The following is a 17,629-nucleotide window of genomic DNA, read 5'->3' on the forward strand; positions in this document are numbered from 1 at the left end:
GAGTCTCTAACTTATTGATTAGCTTGTTTCCAATCTTCCATAAATTTTGCTAGTCCTGCATCAGTCAATGGATGTTTCATAGCTTGCATAAGTACTTTAAATGGAACAGTTGCAATATGAGCACCTGCCTTAGCACATTGAATAATATGCAACGGCGTTCTCACACTAGCAGCAATAATTTCAGTTTCAATTTCATGAATAGCGAAAATATCTGCAATATCTTGAATTAATGTAAGGCCATCCATGCTGATATCATCAATGCGCCCCACAAATGGACTCACATAACTTGCACCTGCACGAGCAGCTAATAACGCTTGGTTTGCAGAAAAAATCAAAGTCACATTCGTTTTAATGTCTTCTTTGCGCAAAACAGCAACGGCTTTAAGGCCTTCTGGAGTCATAGGAACTTTAATAACCACGTTAGAGCCTAATTTCACAAGGTCATGTGCTTCCGCCACCATGCCTTCAGTATCAGAGGAAATAACCTCTGCGCTAACAGGTCCATCAACAAGATTTGCAATTTCAGAAATAACTTGTTTCAAATCGCGTTTAGCTTTCACGATAAGCGATGGGTTTGTAGTTACACCATCAATAAAACCAAAGTCATAGGCTTCTTTAATCTCATCAAATTCTGCTGTATCAATAAAGAATCTCATAAAATGCCCCCTCTTATTTAGCCGGTGAAATCACTTCAACGCCACCCATGTATGGCACGAGAACTTTTGGAATTACAACGGACCCATCGGCTTGTTGATAGTTTTCCAAGATAGCGGCTACTGTACGCCCTACTGCAAGGCCAGATCCATTTAATGTATGAACGAATTCTGGTTTACCCTTAGGTCCACGGCGGAATTTAATATTAGCACGACGAGCTTGGAAATCAGTCATATTAGAGCAAGAGGAAATTTCCCTATACTTGCCTTGTGCAGGCATCCACACCTCTACATCATAGGTTTTAGCAGAACCAAAGCCCATATCACCTGTGCACAAAGTGATAACACGGAACGGTAATTCTAATAAACGTAATACTTCTTCTGCATTATCCGTTAATGTTTCTAATTCTTTGAAAGAATCTTCCGGTTTAGCTAATTTAACCATTTCAACTTTATTAAATTGATGTTGGCGAATAAGGCCACGAGTATCACGCCCCGCGGAACCCGCTTCAGCACGGAAACATGCGGTGAATGCAGTATAGTATTTAGGCAATTCCTCTTCGCTCAAAATTTCGCCACCGTGATAATTAGTCAATGTAACCTCAGCAGTTGGAATCAAGAAATATTCCGTCCCCTCTACATGATACATATCTTCAGCAAATTTAGGCAATTGCCCGGTGCCCGTCAAAGTTTCACGAGTTACCATATATGGAGTCATCATTTCAGTATAGCCATGTTTGTCTACATGAAGATCCACCATGAAGTTGATAAGAGCGCGTTCCAAACGAGCACCTAACCCCTTATACACAGTAAAGCGAGCTCCACTCATTTTGCCTGCACGGTTGAAATCAAGAATATCGAGGTTTTCACCTAAATCCCAATGAGCTTGTACATCAAAATCAAATTGACGTGGTTCGCCCCATTTGCGTTGCTCCACATTTTCATCTTCATCGGCACCTACAGGAACAGATGCATCACACAAATTTGGCAACATCAATGCCGCATCACGCAATTTTGTTTCCACTTCGCGAATACGGTTATCAAGCTCAGCAATCTCATCGCCTACTTTTTTCATTTCTCCGATTTTTTCATCAGCATTTTCTTTATTGCGTTTTAATTTGCTAATTTCTTCTGTTACAGAATTGCGAAGCGCTTTTAATTCTTCTACTTGACCGATCAATTGACGACGTTCATCATAAGCGGATACAAAGGTTTTCAGATCGCCTTTTGTATGACGATTATCTAAATTTTGTTGCACTAAATCAATATTTTCACGGACAAATTTTAAATCTAACATACTATAAACCTCATTTTCCAACTATGTTACGCACAATATATTCAATACGTTTAAGTATACCATATATTGGTGTATTTATCATTAAATTATGTGCTATATACTAGTCTTCACACTAATAATTTATATTATTCATCATCTTCTTCATCTAGCAAATAATCTTTTGCCATCCATTTACGCGTGCCTGTAAAAGAAATGGTTACCCATTTTTCCGTTGGGTTACCACCAATTTCTTGGTCAATTTCATTGCGAATAGCATCAATTTCAGCAATGGTTTGATAGGGAAAGCTTTTACGAACTAAAATATCAATTTCAATAATTCGAGTATTGCCGTATACTTGCACACTCGTCACATAATCTTTAAAATTATACTTTTCCATAAAGCGATCCATAATTTCTTGCACTTCATTATGCAATGAAGTTGGTGCCCACCCCAATATTTGTTTCATGGATGGCACAATAATACGAAATGCAGACGGTACCATTTGTACAGCTAAAATAATTAATACAATAGGGTCAATATAAGTAGCCCATCTAGCATATTCAGTACTTTCTAGCATAGTAGCCACAATGAAGCTAATCAAGATAGCCGCTTCTAACAAAGCATCGACATACCAACTTACATTATCAAATTTAATCAAGTTAGACTGTAAACTTTTATTAATACGACGTACATAAAGATAGTAAGCAGTATCTGCAACGGTAAAGAATATAGCATAGAAAATAGCTGGTCCGAAGTCTACGTGACGTCCACCAGACAAAAGATCTGTAATGCCACTAGATAAGGCATAAATTACTATGAGAAGAATAAAAAAGCCCTCCACGGCGAGCACCAGAGGTTCAAATTGCCAAAAACCGAATTGGAATCGCTTACTCGTTTCTCTAGCAACTAACTTGGCTGTCATAAGCATCATAATCTTAATAACAACATCAACGAAGGAAAATACCCCATCTAACAACACTGCACTAGACCCTGTCACAATCCCCATTACAGTACCGCTCACCGCAACTAGCGCCATCAAAGCAACAGATTGCATTAGTAGCTTTTGTTCAATAGAGCGCCTTGCTCCTAATATATCCATTAAGACCCCCACTTTCTTAATTTGTACATTTTTTTATTATACACCAAGTGAATTGATGAGCAAAATTGCCCTGTTCAGTAATATAAACAGGAAAGCTATAAAACCTACCATAAACCATAATCAAAAGTTTATCTAACACCTCGGTCAGGTTCTAAAAGAAGCACCGAAAAGCAGCTAGTTTGAAGAGTATACAAACTAGCTGCTTTAAATATATCAGTATTTTTTTCTGTAAGATATAAACTTTACCCTTTTGGACTCGGAACTACGCGACCAACCACATAGCGTTCAATGATATGACGATCATCCCCTACGTATAACCACCGCTCTAAGCGCTCTTCTAAAGAACGTTCATTTGGGTCAAATAAGGACGTATCATCGATAATAAGGGCATCTAACTCATAGCCTTTTTCAAAGCTTCCAACATGGCCAAAAAATTGTCCACCACCCTTGGTAGCCATATAGAAGGCTTCACTTAGGGTGAGCGGTGCATAGTTTGAGTCTACTTCAGCCCATTTCATTTTGGATAAACCAATAGCTTCAGTAAGGACCTTTGCCATCGATACAATATGTCCACCAGAAATATCGGAGCCTAAACCGATTGGTATATTCCGCTCAATCAGCTTACGAATCGGTGCAATTCCGCTAGAAAGATTTACATTTGAATAGGGACAATGGGATACCATGGTCTGCGTTTCAGCCAGGCGATCCATTTCTGCATCGCTCAAATGAATGCAATGAGCCATTACAGTTGGCACAGTGCCCATCAAATGATGTTCATAGTACACATCTGTATAATTTGACGACTCAGGATGTAATGATGCGACCCAATCAATTTCGCCGTGATTTTCCGACAAATGAGATTGAACAGGGACATTGTATTCTTTCGCTAATTTAGCAAGTCCTGTCATGAGTTCACTCGTACAAGATGGTACAAAGCGAGGTGTAATGATAGGTTTAACCAAAGGATCAAACTGAGCTGCCTCATCTAACCAAGCCTTTGTATCGAGCAAAGACTGTTTCGTTTCCTCTATAAGAAATTCTGGGCTGTTTCGATCCATATTTACCTTGCCTACATAGGCTGACAATCCTGCTTTTTGTAAAAGCTCCATCAACACTAATGTACTGTCTTTATGGATTGTGCCGAACAAAATACTTCTCGTCGTACCATTGCGCCATAAATCGTGAACAAAGGCACCATATACTAGGCGAGCATAATCTGGATCACTAAACTTTGCCTCTTCAGGAAATGTATAAGTTTCAAGCCATGGTAAAAGTTCCTTATCCATGCCAAGTCCACGATTACAATATTGTGGTGCATGTGCATGGGTATCAACAAAGCCAGGAATGATGAGATTATCTCCGTAATCAACAACATCATATTCTGCATAAACTGTAGGAATACTTTCACCACAATGAACAACCACCCCGTCTACAGCAATAATATAACTCTGTTGAATGGATACAAATGCCGATGGATCAGGTGTATATAAGATATTTCCTTTTAAAATAAGTGTCGAATTCATATAACCTCCTCGCGTAATCAGGACTCTAAAGTATTGTGCCCATATAATACGCTAGATTTTTTCTTTAATAGACTATGCTATATGATTCATAGTATATGCTATTTAAATAGCAAAGTGAATAATGAACGCCACAGTCATGATGTACATAATAGGATGAATTTCGTGACGACGACCTGTAGCTAATTTAATTAATGTATAAGAAACAAATCCAAAGGATAAACCTTGAGCAATACTAAATGTTAATGGCATAAGAAGAATTGTTAAGAACGCAGGCAACGCTTCTGTGAAATCAGTAAAATCAATATGCGTTACTTCACTCATCATAAATACGCCAATAGTAATCAGTACAGGAGCTGTCGCTTGTACGGGCACCAATAAGAACAATGGTGCAAAGAACAAGGATACCAAGTATAACAGACCAGTTACTACTGCCGTAAGACCTGTACGACCACCGTCGGCAACGGCTGCCGCACTTTCAATATAAGAAGTCACTGTAGAAGTACCTACAACGGCACCTGCTGCAGCACCAATAGACGTACATAGCAATGCTTTGTTCAAACCTTCGAACTTACCATTTTCATCTACCAAGTTAGCTTTTCTCGTTACACCAATTAATGTACCGATATTATCAAACATATCTACAATGGTAATAGAAAAAATAATAGAAAAGATACCATATTTAATAGCGCCCATTACATCTAGCTGAGCGAATGTATCAACCGGAACTGGTGGTATCAAGTTAAAGATATCCGCGCTTGTAGTAGGCATCTTAGTTAAACCTAATCCCATTGCTGCGATTGTAGTGAACGCCATGCCAATGAGCAAACCGCCTTTAACTTGTTTTGCTAGCAAAATACTAGTAATAAATAAGCCTAACAAAGTCAATAATACTGCTGGATCTTGCATATTACCTAACGTTACAAAGGTAGCATTATTAGGTACGATAATATGAGCATTTTTAAAGCCAATGAAGGCAACAAATAAACCAATACCTACACCAATAGAGGTTTTCAGTACTTGTGGAATACCATCTACAATTTTATTAAGAACTTTGGTAACTGTTAAAATAACAAATACTGTACCGGAAATAAAAACGGCACCTAATGCAGTTTGCCAACTAAGGCCCATGGCACCACAAATGGTATACGAAAAAAATGCACTAAGGCCAAGGCCAGGGGCTACGATAACGGGAACATTTGCTACTAAGCCAATAAGCATAGTTGCAAAAGCAGTTGTTAAAATTACAGCCGCCACGGCACTAGCATGAGGCATTCCTGATACAGATAGTAAATTTGGTATTACCGCCAGTATATACACGGATGCAATAAACATTGTAATACCTGCAAAGAACTCAGTTTTTACTGATGTTCCATGTTTGGTCAACTTGAAAAATCGATCAAGACAACCATTAGCCTGATTACCTCTTTCATAATCCATTAAACTCATCGCACTTACCTCCTAAACTTTTAGAAACATAAATTTAGTTAAATAAAAAACGGCTACAAGAGCATCATAAATAAGCTCTTGTAGCCGTAAATCTCGGTTCACGCTAGAGAGACTTGACCCATCCCGTCAAGGTTATACAAGGTATGTAGTAGTTCTATACTGTTAATCTATATCATCACATTCAAATTCGATAAAGCGAAGATAAATAAGAAAAAACTTTATATGCATGATTTTTTATCATATATATTATGTAAATACCACATCTCGAACTTAGTATAAAATTATTTTTATACACTGTCAATAACAATTGATGAATAATCATAAACTATTTTATTATTTTAGAAATTATTTTCTATAGACTTTATATCGTTAATTTTGTTATATACTTATGTACTGGAATACGACCTCAACATATTAACCATTCCATCAATCTACCGTATAAAATTACAGATAGCATTCATTTTTAAATATATATTTATAGGCACTATCGTAGTAACAGGTTTAAAATGATATTCATATAATACTAAATATTTCATAAATATATAAAAAGCTCCCTACTCAAACAGTAGGGAGCCTTAATAGTGTCGATTATTCAGCTGCTTCTTCAGCTTCAATATGCTTAGGAGCTTCTGGTTTCATCAACGGGAACAATAATACATCGCGAATGGATGCAGAATCTGTTAAGAACATAACAAGACGGTCGATACCAACACCAAGACCAGCTGTTGGAGGCAAGCCGTACTCAAGAGCTGTTACGAAGTCCTCATCCATACGATGAGCTTCATCGTCGCCCGCTTCACGTTCTTTTAATTGATCCAAGAAACGTTGTTTTTGGTCGATTGGATCATTTAACTCGGAGAAGCCATTTGCCAATTCACGACCATAGATGAAAGCTTCAAAACGTTCTGTAGCCAATGGATTTTCACGACTTGCTTTAGCAAGTGGAGAAATCTCTTTAGGATGACCATATACGATAGTTGGCTGAATCAAGTTTTCTTCTACATAATCTTCGAAGCAAAGATTTAAGATTTTACCAATACCATCATTTTCTGTGTATTCTACATTTAAGCGATCAGCAATAGCACGAGCTTCTTCTATAGTTGTGACTGCATCAAAATCTTCACCAGTGTATTTTTTTACACCTTCAGCCATTGTGATACGATTCCAAGGAGGAGTCAAATTAATTTCTGTACCTTGGTATGTAATTTCTTGTGTACCAAGTACTTCTTGAGCACAGTAGGACACAAGATTTTCTGTTAAGCGAATGGCATCCTCTACATCGCCATAAGCTTGATAAGATTCAATAGTAGTAAATTCTGGATTATGACGATTATCGATACCTTCGTTACGGAAGCAACGGTTCATTTCGAACACGCGGTCCATACCACCAACGATTAAACGTTTTAGGTACAATTCTGGTGCAATACGCATATAAATATCGATATCAAGCGCATTATGGTGAGTGATGAATGGACGTGCAGCAGCACCACCAGGGATAGCATGCATCATCGGTGTTTCCACTTCCATGAAGCCATCACGCATCATGTATTCACGAATTTTAGCAACGATTTGAGAGCGTTTTACAAATGTATCACGTACTTCAGGATTTACAATCAAATCAACATAACGTTGACGGTAACGAAGTTCTGTATCCTTTAATCCATGCCATTTTTCTGGTAATGGACGTAAAGACTTAGATAACAATGTTAATTTATTAACTTTAATGGTAACTTCACCAGTATGAGTTTTAAATACGTGACCTTCTACGCCGATGATATCACCTATATCAAGCATTTTAACGTATTTATAAGCCTCTTCGCCCAAAACATCTTTACGGAAGTATACTTGAATATCACCAGATTTATCACGAATATTCGCAAATGCCGTTTTACCATGGGAACGGATTGTCATCAAACGACCTGCAATAACTACAGGCTGACCATCATATTTCAAGAAGAAGTCTTCTTTAATGTCTTTTGCGTAATCTTTTACGACAAAACGTTGGCCAAATGGGTAAATACCATCAGCTTCATATTCGGCTAATTTATCGCGGCGAATTTGCATTTGCTCATTCAGCTCTTCTTGTATATTTTTAATTTCTTCACTCATGTTATCGCCTCTTTGTCGGTAATTGTAAATTATTGGATTGCTAACACTTTGAATGTTACAGGACCATCTGGTGTGGAAACCTCTACTTCATCGCCCTTACGTTTACCCAAAATAGCTTTACCTACAGGAGATTCATTAGAGATACGATTGTTAAATGGATCCGCTTCAGAGGAACCAACGATAACATATTCCAATTCATCGTTGTACATAGTGTCAAGTACAGTAACTTTACTACCTACAGATACAACGTCACCTTTTACAGATTCATCGATGATCTTCGCAGTGTTAATCTTATTCTCTAACTCTACAATATGACCTTCAATAAAAGCTTGTTCATTTTTTGCATCATCATATTCAGAGTTTTCACTGATATCGCCATATTCAATAGCAGTTTTAATACGTTCAGATACTTCAATACGGCGTACAGATTTATAGTACGCTAATTCTTCTTCTAACTTCTTTAAACCTTCGGCGGTGAGTAATGTTTCTTTTACGTCTGCCATGGGTACCCCACTCTTTCTACATATAAATAATAAGAAAAAGTGTCATAATAAGATGACACCTTATCTCTTGTTTCTAAATTATCTCAATCATTATATAAAAATACTATTTATTTGTCAATCTGACTACCCTTCGGACAGTATTTTGCGATATGATTCTAGCTCATTGTGAAAGCTCGTTACAGTATGAATTGTATTCACTCGATTGCGCCAATATGCAGATTCCGGAAGTCCCTTCATATACCAGCCCGCATGAGTGCGTATCTCCTTAACGGCCATACTTTCACCCTTGTATTGGCATAACAAGTCAAAATGCTTTAATAACATATCTAGACGCTCTATATCGGTCGGAGCCGGCAATACTTCACCAGTGGCTAAATAATGATGAATACGACCAAAGATCCAAGGATTCCCCTGTGCACCACGGCCTACCATTACAGCATCACAACCGGTTTCATCAAGCATTTGCTTAGCATCTTCAGGATTCACTATATCTCCATTGCCAAGTACGGGTACAGATACCGCTTCTTTCACAGCCTTAATATAAGACCAGTCCGCATGTCCACTATACATTTGCTCCTTTGTACGCCCATGTACGGCTATAGCAGCCACACCTGTAGACTCAATGCGTTTTGCAAAATCCACAACATTAATAGAGTCACTATCCCAACCGATACGCATTTTTACAGTAACAGGTACATCAACAGCCTCAACAGCGGCTTCTGCAACACGTGCCGCTAGATCAGGATTTTTCATAAGTGCCGAACCATCGCCAGAGGTAACTACCTTTTTTACAGGACAGCCCATGTTTATATCTACAATATCGGCACCCGCATCGGCCACAACCTTAGCCCCCAAAGCGATTGCTTCTGGATTAGAGCCAAAAATTTGCATGGATACAGGACGTTCTGCCTCTTCAATGCGCAATAATTCATGAGTACGTTCATTCTTATATTTAATGCCCATAGCACTGACCATTTCGGTACATACCAAGGCTGCACCTTGTTCTTTGGCCAGTAGTCGATACGCAATATCGCTAACCCCTGCCATAGGCGCTAATATGGCTTGACCATCAATTTTGACAGCCCCAATTTGCCACTGTTTATTATTCATATAATTCTATTTCCCTTAATAAAAAAGGTACAGCATAAGCTGTACCCGAATGTACACTACTTCGTTACCTATACGTAACTATATTATAGTAGCATTATTTATTTCTTTCGTAAATAAGGCGTAAGCCTTCTAATGTAAGCATAGGTTCTACATGGTCAATGCAGTCTGTAGCACTGCTAATAAGCTGTGCCAAACCACCTGTAGCCACTACAGTTACATGATTTCCCATTTCCGCTTTCATACGAGACACGAGGCCTTCTACTTGACCTACATAACCGTAGAACATACCAGATTGCATAGAAGACACCGTATTCCGGCAAATGACTTGCCCAGGGTCTCTCACATCGATACGAGGTAATTTGGCCGCCCGTTGGAATAAAGCCTCTGCAGAAATTGTTACCCCTGGAGTAATAACCCCGCCCATATAATCGCCATTACCTTGTACCGCACAATAAGTTGTAGCCGTACCAAAATCGATGATAATTAAATCGCCCTTATAAAGCTCATGTGCTGCTACAGCATTTACAATACGGTCAGCCCCTACTTCACGAGGATTATCATACTTAATAGCGATGCCAGTTTTAGTACCTGGACCTACAATAAGAGGATTTACATTAAAGTAGCGCAAACACACGCGCTCTAATGTAGGCATTAATGGTGGTACAACCGAGGAAATAATGATAGCATTAATATCTTTTACATCAACCTTACGGTCGTGAAAGAATAAGTTCATCATCAGCATGCCATATTCATCGGTGGTACGGACCCGATCTGTGGAAATACGCCAGTGACCCACAAGTTCTGTCTTGTCGTATACACCGAGAACAATATTGGTGTTTCCCACATCAATTACTAATAACATTAATGCCTCCTATTTACGTGGACGAATTGATACGTCCCCTGCCACAATACGTTTAATTGTCCCATCTGAGATTCTTACTAATAAATTACCATCTTCATCAATATCTGTAGCTACCCCTTCATAGGTATTGCCAGGAGCACGCACTTCAATTTCTTCACCGAGCGTAACAGATAATTGCCTCCATTCATTAAGGGTTTCTTCAAAGCCGCTATCGAGCACTTCATAATATTGATGTTCTAATTCTTCTAATATAAGTCTAAATGCTTCTGTGCGCTCAATATCAATATCTTCCATCGCAAGGGATGTAGCAATTAATTTCAACTCTTCTGGTAATTCTTCTTGTTTTGTTTTTACGTTGACCCCAATGCCCATTACAATATGAGAAATTTCTTCCATAGAACCAGACATTTCTGTCAAAATACCTACTAGCTTACGACCATTCACAAGAATATCATTAGGCCACTTTATCCCCGCATCGGTGAGCCCCATCTTATGAAATGCCTTCGTCAAAGCTACAGCAGCCATCAAAGTACACTTTGGAGCCTCTACAGGTGGAAAATCAGGCCGTAAAATCAAGCTAAACCACAAGCCTTTGCCAAATGGAGAATACCAACCGCGAGATAAACGCCCACGACCAGCAGCCTGTTCCTCAGTAACCACAACCGTACCTTCTTCTGCACCTTGTTGAGCTAAACGACGAGCTTCTAAGTTCGTAGACTCCGTGGTATCCATATAAACATATCGTTTACCAAATACATCTGTTTTTAAGATTTGTTTCATTGCCAAGGGGCTCAACAAATCAGGTTCTTCCAATAATCGATACCCTCTCTTGGTATAAGATTCAATTTTGTAGCCTTTTTGACGTAACGCCTTGATATGTTTCCAAATAGCTGTGCGCGAAACATGGCAGGCTTCGGACATATCTTGTCCCGATACGAAACTACCTTGGTTTTGTCTCAAGAATTCTAGCACTTCATCACGCATAGTTTAGAGCCCCTTTCTTTGTCAACCTAGGTTTACAATTCGATTGTACAAGTGTCCCCTTCAAAATGCAAGGATTATTTAAAATAATTAATGGTATAATGTATATAGTATAAAGGTATACATAAAAAAATAGATAACAATAATGCTATCTATTATCCTTCGGAGAGATATATGAAACAGTTTACATTAGAAGAGAAAAATCAAGTTTTAGAGAACCCTTTTATCCATATTCATCGAAAACTGGATGTACTACTCAACATAGGGAAGTTACTAATGGAATGTGGGGCAAATACAAATCGAATCATTGAGGAAATGCTAAAAGCCGCAACATTTATGGGAATTCCTCATGATTACTTAAATATCCATATTTCATATACCACTATTATGGTCAATCTATTACACAAAGAACGATCCATAACGGTCTTCAGAAAAACACCGGTTCATATTCCGAATATGGCTATGATCAATGCCGTATCAAAGCTCACATGGCGCGCCTTTGAGCGACATTACTCACTAACGACCTATGAACGACTAATTGCCAAACTGGATACAACTATACCGACGTATCCAAACTGGATAAAAGGACTAGCTTGTGCACTAGGATCGGCAGGTCTTGCATACCTTTACAGTGGCGATATTATCGCATTCATTGTTACTATCATATGTTCTAGTATTGGTTATTTTACGCGCACCCTATCATGTAGATTAGGGCTTAATGAATATGTAGGAATCGCATTAGGCGGATTTGCTGCCATGATATCGGCTTATGCTTTTTATAGTCATGTAAATAATGAATCCTTACTATATGTACTCGTTTGCTGCACCTTGTTCATGATTCCTGGGGTACCATTGATCAATTGTGTCATCGATATCATTAATAATCATATTTTATCGGGCATGACACGAGCCATTAGAACGCTACTCATCGTGGGTAGCATGACTTTAGGTATGGCCATGGCACTCTATTTTAGCCCTGCACCGGCATTTAATTTCGTTGATATTAAACCTCATGTTATTTCCATAGAGCAAGTTATCGGTTCTTTTACAGCTGCAGCCGCTTTTGCGGTTCTTTTTAATGCTCCTGTCAGACTATTAGTATCCATTGGTATTGGTGGGGTACTATGTGTATGTATTCGCAATATACTATCCGTAGAATTAGGATTTTCTACACCAGGTGCTACCTTTATTGGTGCTGCCATAATGAGTATTATTTTTGTAAAAGTTTCTACTTGGCTAAAAACATCTAGCACTATCATTATTGTACCATCTGCCATCGCATTAATGCCCGGTATACTGTACTACCGATTTCTCTTCGATATGTTACATATCAATGCATTAAATGATGCTAGTCTAATCCTTATGATACAAAATGGTGTAACTGGCACATTTACAACTATAGCTATAGCAATCGGTGTAGCTATACCAAATGTTTTGGCACAAAAATATTTGCAAAAACTAAAAGAACAGCGCATGACAGAGCTTCTTGCCACACGTCATATAAACGATGGACAGTAAAAAAAGAGCTAGCCCTCAAAAAGGCTAGCTCTTTTTCATTTGAACAATATCCATTATTTAATTTCATTAGATGATATTTCACTAAAATCTGCTACAGTACTAGTTGTTTCTTTAGCATCAACACCTTCTGATACTATGTTACCGTCTGCTTCAGAAGTTACATTAGGCTCCTCAGCTTCAGGTTCTTTTGTTGTACCATATTTGTAAAGATTATCTACCGCTTTCGCATCGATTGTTTCTTCTTCTAACAAAGCATTTGCCATGTCATGTAAGAATTTTTCGTTCTCGCTAAGAAGTTTTGTTACATCTTTGTAAGCTTCTTCAACGATACGATGAATTTCAGAGTCGATTTTCGCAGCGATTTCTTCACTATAGTTGCGCTCATGGCCTAGGTTTTTCCCCAAGAAAATTTGTTCTTGTTGTTCACCGAACACGATAGGGCCAAGCTCATCACTCATCCCCCAACGCGTTACCATAGCGCGAGCAGTATTAGTTACGCTTTGCAAATCACCTGAAGCCCCTGTACTGATTTCGTCTAAAATCAAGGCTTCTGCAATTCGACCACCAAGAGCGACTCGAATATCTGCTAATAATTGAGATTTTGTTTTGTAATTTTGTTCCTCAGTAGGAAGCATCATAGTGTAACCACCAGCTGCACCACGAGGAATAATCGTTACCTTATGAACAGGATCTGCATGAGGCAATAGATGTGCTACGATAGCATGACCAGATTCATGGTATGCTGTTAATTTACGATCCTTATCGCTCACAATATGACTGCGGCGTTCAGGTCCCATGCTAACTTTTTCACTGGCTTCTTCAACTTCAGCCATAGTAATTACTTTTTTGTTAAGACGAGCCGCCAAAAGAGCTGCTTCATTTAACAAATTGCTCAAGTCTGCACCAGTAAAGCCTGGAGTTTTCTTCGCAATTATTTTCAAGTCTACATCATCAGCCAAAGGCTTATTACGAGCATGAACTTTCAAAATTGCTTCACGGCCGCGTAGGTCTGGACGACCTACAATAACTTGACGGTCAAAACGACCTGGACGTAAAAGTGCGGGATCTAGAATATCTGGGCGGTTTGTTGCAGCAATAGTAATAATACCTTCGTTGGCACCAAAGCCATCCATTTCAACAAGCAATTGGTTTAATGTTTGTTCACGTTCATCGTGACCACCACCAAGGCCGGCACCACGTTGGCGACCAACCGCATCAATTTCGTCTATAAAGATGATACATGGGGCGTTCTTTTTTGCTTGTGTGAAAAGATCACGCACACGAGAAGCACCAACACCAACAAACATTTCTACAAAGTCAGAACCAGAAATCGTAAAGAATGGTACACCTGCTTCACCAGCAACGGCTTTAGCAAGTAATGTTTTACCTGTACCTGGAGGTCCTGCTAATAATACACCTTTCGGAATTTTAGCCCCGATAGTAGTGAACTTGCCTGGATCCTTCAAGAATTCTACTACTTCTTCTAATTCTTGTTTTGCTTCTTCAGCGCCAGCTACATCTTTAAAGCTAACCTTTACATTGCCTTCACCCATCAATTTAGCACGGCTTTTACCAAAGTTCATCACTCGGCCACCGCCACCTTGAGTTTGTTGCATGATGAAGAAGAACAATACAACCAAAATAATAATTGGAATAGCAGAACCTAACAAGCTCATCCACCAAGCTGGTTGCTCAGGTGGAGCTGCAGTAATTTCTACGCCATTATCTTGTAAAGTTTTGATTAACGTTTCATCAGTTGGCGCATAAGAATTGAATTCTGTTCCATTTTTTAGTTTACCTTTAATACCATGATCATTGGTAATCGTTACGGACTCAACCTTTTTCTGTTGTACTTGTTGAATAAATCCTGTATAACTGAGTTCAGATTTATTCGCACTTTGACCAGAGAAAGCGTCAATGGCGATAACGAAAGCGGCAATGATAAGTAAATAAAGGACGATATTTTTTGTAAATCGACCCAAAATATTACCCCTTTCAATAATAGTTTAGTGGCATAAACGAATTGAGTACATCTCATTGAGAGATGCACTCATATATTATATCATATTTTTAATTTTGATACATTTCTTCCTTTAAAATACCGATATAAGGTAAGTGACGATATTTTTCTGCATAGTCTAAACCATAGCCGATAACAAAGTAGTCAGGGATGACAAAGCCCACATAGTCTACTTCTACATCCATTTTACGGCGTTCAGGCTTATTCAACAACGCTGCAAGGCGTACACTTTTAGCTCCACGAGCATGTAAATTTTCTAGCAAGTAATGTAATGTTGTACCCGTATCTACAATATCTTCTACAACGAGTACATGCTTTCCTTCTACAGAGCGATCCAAATCTTTTAAAATTCGAACTACCCCTGTACTAGTTGTACCGCTGCCATAGCTAGAGCAAGAAATAAAATCGAAGCTTACATCCACATTCTCATCGATAGAGCGAGCTAAATCTGTAAAGAAAACGATAGCACCTTTCAATACACCTACGAGAACTACGGATTCCCCTTTATAGTCAGCACTGATTTGACGACCTAATTCAGCCACACGAGCCTTTAATTGTTCCTCTGTATATAAAATATCTTTTGCATCTTGATGCATCTATATGACCTCCGCGATTCATATTAATGTTTGCAATATACCTTTATTGTATCACATTGAGCACTTACTTTTATACTTTTAATATTGAAAGTTTTCCCTTCCCCAGTGTTAACAATGTCGAGTAATTGCTCTTGATGAGCAGTGGTAAGCTTGATTTCAGGATCAAAGATGCTCACCAGTCTTTGCCACAATCGACGTTGGATAGCCAACGGCTTCTTACGTAACCCCCTACGAGATATAAACGCGCCCTCATCAGAGATAGTTACTAACTCATTAAATGCCGTATCCGTTAATTGGGAGATAAGTATTACATCTTCACGTACAGAATTCCCTAGTCTTACGACAGTATTAACAACGTTAGGATTAATAGTTTCTAACTCAGGTATAATGCGATGACGAATTCTATTTCTTTGATATCGCACATCCTCATTTGTCCTATCTACACAGTAAGAAATATCTTTTTCTTTCAAATATAAAAGTAGTTCTTCTTTTGTGACATCTAACAGAGGTCTTACTACTGGAATACTATAATCATTACTAACAACGGCCATGCCTGTCAAACCATTAAGTCCAGTCCCTCTAATGAGATGTGCTAAGATTGACTCGGCTTGGTCATCTTTATGATGAGCTACTGCAATATAGTCATACCCCTCAGACTGTGCTATATCGGTTAGCCATTGATACCGAACTTGGCGGCCTATAGTTTCCTCTGATAGCTTTTGAGCTTGACTCAATTTAGGCACGTCAAAAGTCGCCGTATAAAATGGCAGTCCTAGTGCTTCCACTTGATTTCGTAACCATAGAACCTCATCCTTACTTTCAGAACGAATACAATGATCTACGATGGCAACTCCAAGCTCATATACTGTATGGCGATGTGTAGCAATATCTTGCAATAAATGCAATAAAGCCATCGAATCAGGACCACCAGAACAAGCTACCAAGATACGACAATTCTCAGGAAATATATCATGTAATTTTAAAGTGTGATTAACGGTTCGAATGAGTGCTTTCACATTCACGGGCCATCGCCTCCATACCATCTTGGTCGCTCACAAATACATGAGAGACCTCATAAGAATCCATAAAGGACGTTAAAATCTCCGCACCAGCAACGATAATGTCGGCACGACCTGCCGGTAAACCTTTCACTTGTAATCTCTCATCGCGGCTCATATAGCGCAATTTCATAATGATACCTTCTACAGTTTCACGGCTCAATTTATGACCTTGCACCTTTGTACCATCATAGTGGTCTAAGCCTAAATCAATAGCAGCCAAGGTTGTTAGAGTGCCACCAATACCGATAAATTCACCAAATTCACCTTCGATCATCATCGGGTCCCAGAGAAATCGTGTTTCCTCCCATACTCGTTGAGGCCCTTCATCAGACATAGATTGAAGTCGTACAGCCCCCACAGGATAGGAACGGCTCCAGTACACTCCATTTTTGTTACCTAATGCAAGCTCTGTACTACCTCCACCAATATCGATGGTCGTATAATGACGTCCATCCTTTAATTGATCTCCTAACGCACCATTAAAACCATAAATAGCCTCTTCAGCACCAGATAAAATTCGCCACTCCATGGGACAGTATTCATTAATACGTTCCATAAATGCAAGTCCATTAGCCGCTTCACGAACAGCACTCGTAGCAAAACCAAAGTAATACTCAGCACCATATTGGCTTGCTATTTTTTTTATATCTGTAAAAGCTTGATAGGATGCTTCCATGGATTCAGCTCGCAAGGTACCATCTGCATTTCGTTGACCTAAACGAGTAGTCCACAACTGCTTAGGCTCATAACGCCACTCGTTATTCTCATAGGTAGCCAATAATAAGCGCACCGAATTAGAGCCAATATCGATAATTGCTAACTTCATAATCGCTCCTTACATATAAATAGATTTCTCCTAATACTATTATAG

General features: G+C 38.8%; 15 protein-coding genes and 1 riboswitch. Of the genes, 1 reads left to right on the forward strand and 14 read right to left on the reverse strand.

Translation table 11 applies throughout. The features are described 5' to 3' along the window. Window positions 1–11 precede the first annotated feature (11 nt). From fsa to E6X37_RS08830, 10 genes are all read right to left on the reverse strand, one after another. Window positions 12–656 (reverse strand): fructose-6-phosphate aldolase, encoded by a 645-nt coding sequence (fsa, locus tag E6X37_RS08785; protein ID WP_156696962.1) that lies wholly within the window; start codon window positions 654–656, stop codon window positions 12–14. Between the two features lie 13 nt (window positions 657–669). Next, the gene (gene serS / locus E6X37_RS08790) at window positions 670–1,950 is read right to left on the reverse strand and encodes a serine--tRNA ligase (RefSeq protein WP_316689747.1); all 1,281 of its coding nucleotides are present in this window, start codon (window positions 1,948–1,950) and stop codon (window positions 670–672) included. A gap of 125 nt (window positions 1,951–2,075) precedes the next feature. Continuing rightward, window positions 2,076–3,029 (reverse strand): cation diffusion facilitator family transporter, encoded by a 954-nt coding sequence (locus E6X37_RS08795; RefSeq protein WP_316689748.1) that lies wholly within the window; start codon window positions 3,027–3,029, stop codon window positions 2,076–2,078. Window positions 3,030–3,271: 242 nt separating this feature from the next. Continuing rightward, a complete protein-coding gene (gene guaD / locus E6X37_RS08800) occupies window positions 3,272–4,552 on the reverse strand; it encodes a guanine deaminase (RefSeq protein WP_316689749.1) in 1,281 nt (426 codons plus the stop codon). 102 nt (window positions 4,553–4,654) lie between these two features. After that, the gene (locus E6X37_RS08805) at window positions 4,655–5,998 is read right to left on the reverse strand and encodes an NCS2 family permease (protein ID WP_316689750.1); all 1,344 of its coding nucleotides are present in this window, start codon (window positions 5,996–5,998) and stop codon (window positions 4,655–4,657) included. A 61-nt stretch (window positions 5,999–6,059) separates the two neighbouring features. After that, a riboswitch (purine riboswitch) is annotated at window positions 6,060–6,158 on the reverse strand. Window positions 6,159–6,586: 428 nt separating this feature from the next. After that, a complete protein-coding gene (lysS, locus tag E6X37_RS08810; protein WP_316689751.1) occupies window positions 6,587–8,107 on the reverse strand; it encodes a lysine--tRNA ligase in 1,521 nt (506 codons plus the stop codon). Window positions 8,108–8,136: 29 nt separating this feature from the next. After that, window positions 8,137–8,610, reverse strand: a complete 474-nt coding sequence (gene greA, locus E6X37_RS08815) for a transcription elongation factor GreA (protein WP_004695428.1) — start codon at window positions 8,608–8,610, stop codon at window positions 8,137–8,139. Window positions 8,611–8,733: 123 nt separating this feature from the next. Next, window positions 8,734–9,720, reverse strand: a complete 987-nt coding sequence (gene dusB, locus E6X37_RS08820) for a tRNA dihydrouridine synthase DusB (protein WP_156696960.1) — start codon at window positions 9,718–9,720, stop codon at window positions 8,734–8,736. Window positions 9,721–9,814: 94 nt separating this feature from the next. Then, complete coding sequence (locus E6X37_RS08825) at window positions 9,815–10,582, reverse strand: type III pantothenate kinase (RefSeq protein ID WP_004695423.1); 768 nt, start codon at window positions 10,580–10,582, stop codon at window positions 9,815–9,817. A gap of 9 nt (window positions 10,583–10,591) precedes the next feature. Continuing rightward, entirely contained in the window at window positions 10,592–11,566 is a 975-nt protein-coding gene (locus E6X37_RS08830) for a biotin--[acetyl-CoA-carboxylase] ligase (protein WP_004695422.1), read from the reverse strand. A 171-nt stretch (window positions 11,567–11,737) separates the two neighbouring features. On the opposite strand from E6X37_RS08830, the gene E6X37_RS08835 reads away from it, so the two are divergent. Next, on the forward strand, window positions 11,738–13,081 hold the full coding sequence (locus E6X37_RS08835) for a threonine/serine exporter family protein (RefSeq protein ID WP_118091604.1): 1,344 nt from the start codon (window positions 11,738–11,740) through the stop codon (window positions 13,079–13,081). A gap of 53 nt (window positions 13,082–13,134) precedes the next feature. On the opposite strand, the gene ftsH is transcribed toward E6X37_RS08835, so the two are convergent. From ftsH to E6X37_RS08855, 4 genes are all read right to left on the reverse strand, one after another. Then, a complete protein-coding gene (gene ftsH, locus E6X37_RS08840) occupies window positions 13,135–15,063 on the reverse strand; it encodes an ATP-dependent zinc metalloprotease FtsH (RefSeq protein ID WP_287507787.1) in 1,929 nt (642 codons plus the stop codon). 88 nt (window positions 15,064–15,151) lie between these two features. Next, complete coding sequence (gene hpt / locus E6X37_RS08845) at window positions 15,152–15,697, reverse strand: hypoxanthine phosphoribosyltransferase (protein WP_287507789.1); 546 nt, start codon at window positions 15,695–15,697, stop codon at window positions 15,152–15,154. A 23-nt stretch (window positions 15,698–15,720) separates the two neighbouring features. Then, window positions 15,721–16,719 (reverse strand): tRNA lysidine(34) synthetase TilS, encoded by a 999-nt coding sequence (tilS, locus tag E6X37_RS08850; RefSeq protein ID WP_287507791.1) that lies wholly within the window; start codon window positions 16,717–16,719, stop codon window positions 15,721–15,723. Then, window positions 16,688–17,584, reverse strand: coding sequence for a Ppx/GppA phosphatase family protein (locus E6X37_RS08855; RefSeq protein ID WP_287507794.1), 897 nt, complete (start codon window positions 17,582–17,584; stop codon window positions 16,688–16,690). Before E6X37_RS08855 ends, tilS begins: the two co-directional genes overlap by 32 nt. Window positions 17,585–17,629: the final 45 nt, after the last annotated feature.

Origin of the sequence: Veillonella parvula (assembly GCF_032550495.1) — a bacterium.
GTDB classification, from domain to species: Bacteria; Bacillota; Negativicutes; order Veillonellales; family Veillonellaceae; genus Veillonella; species Veillonella parvula_G.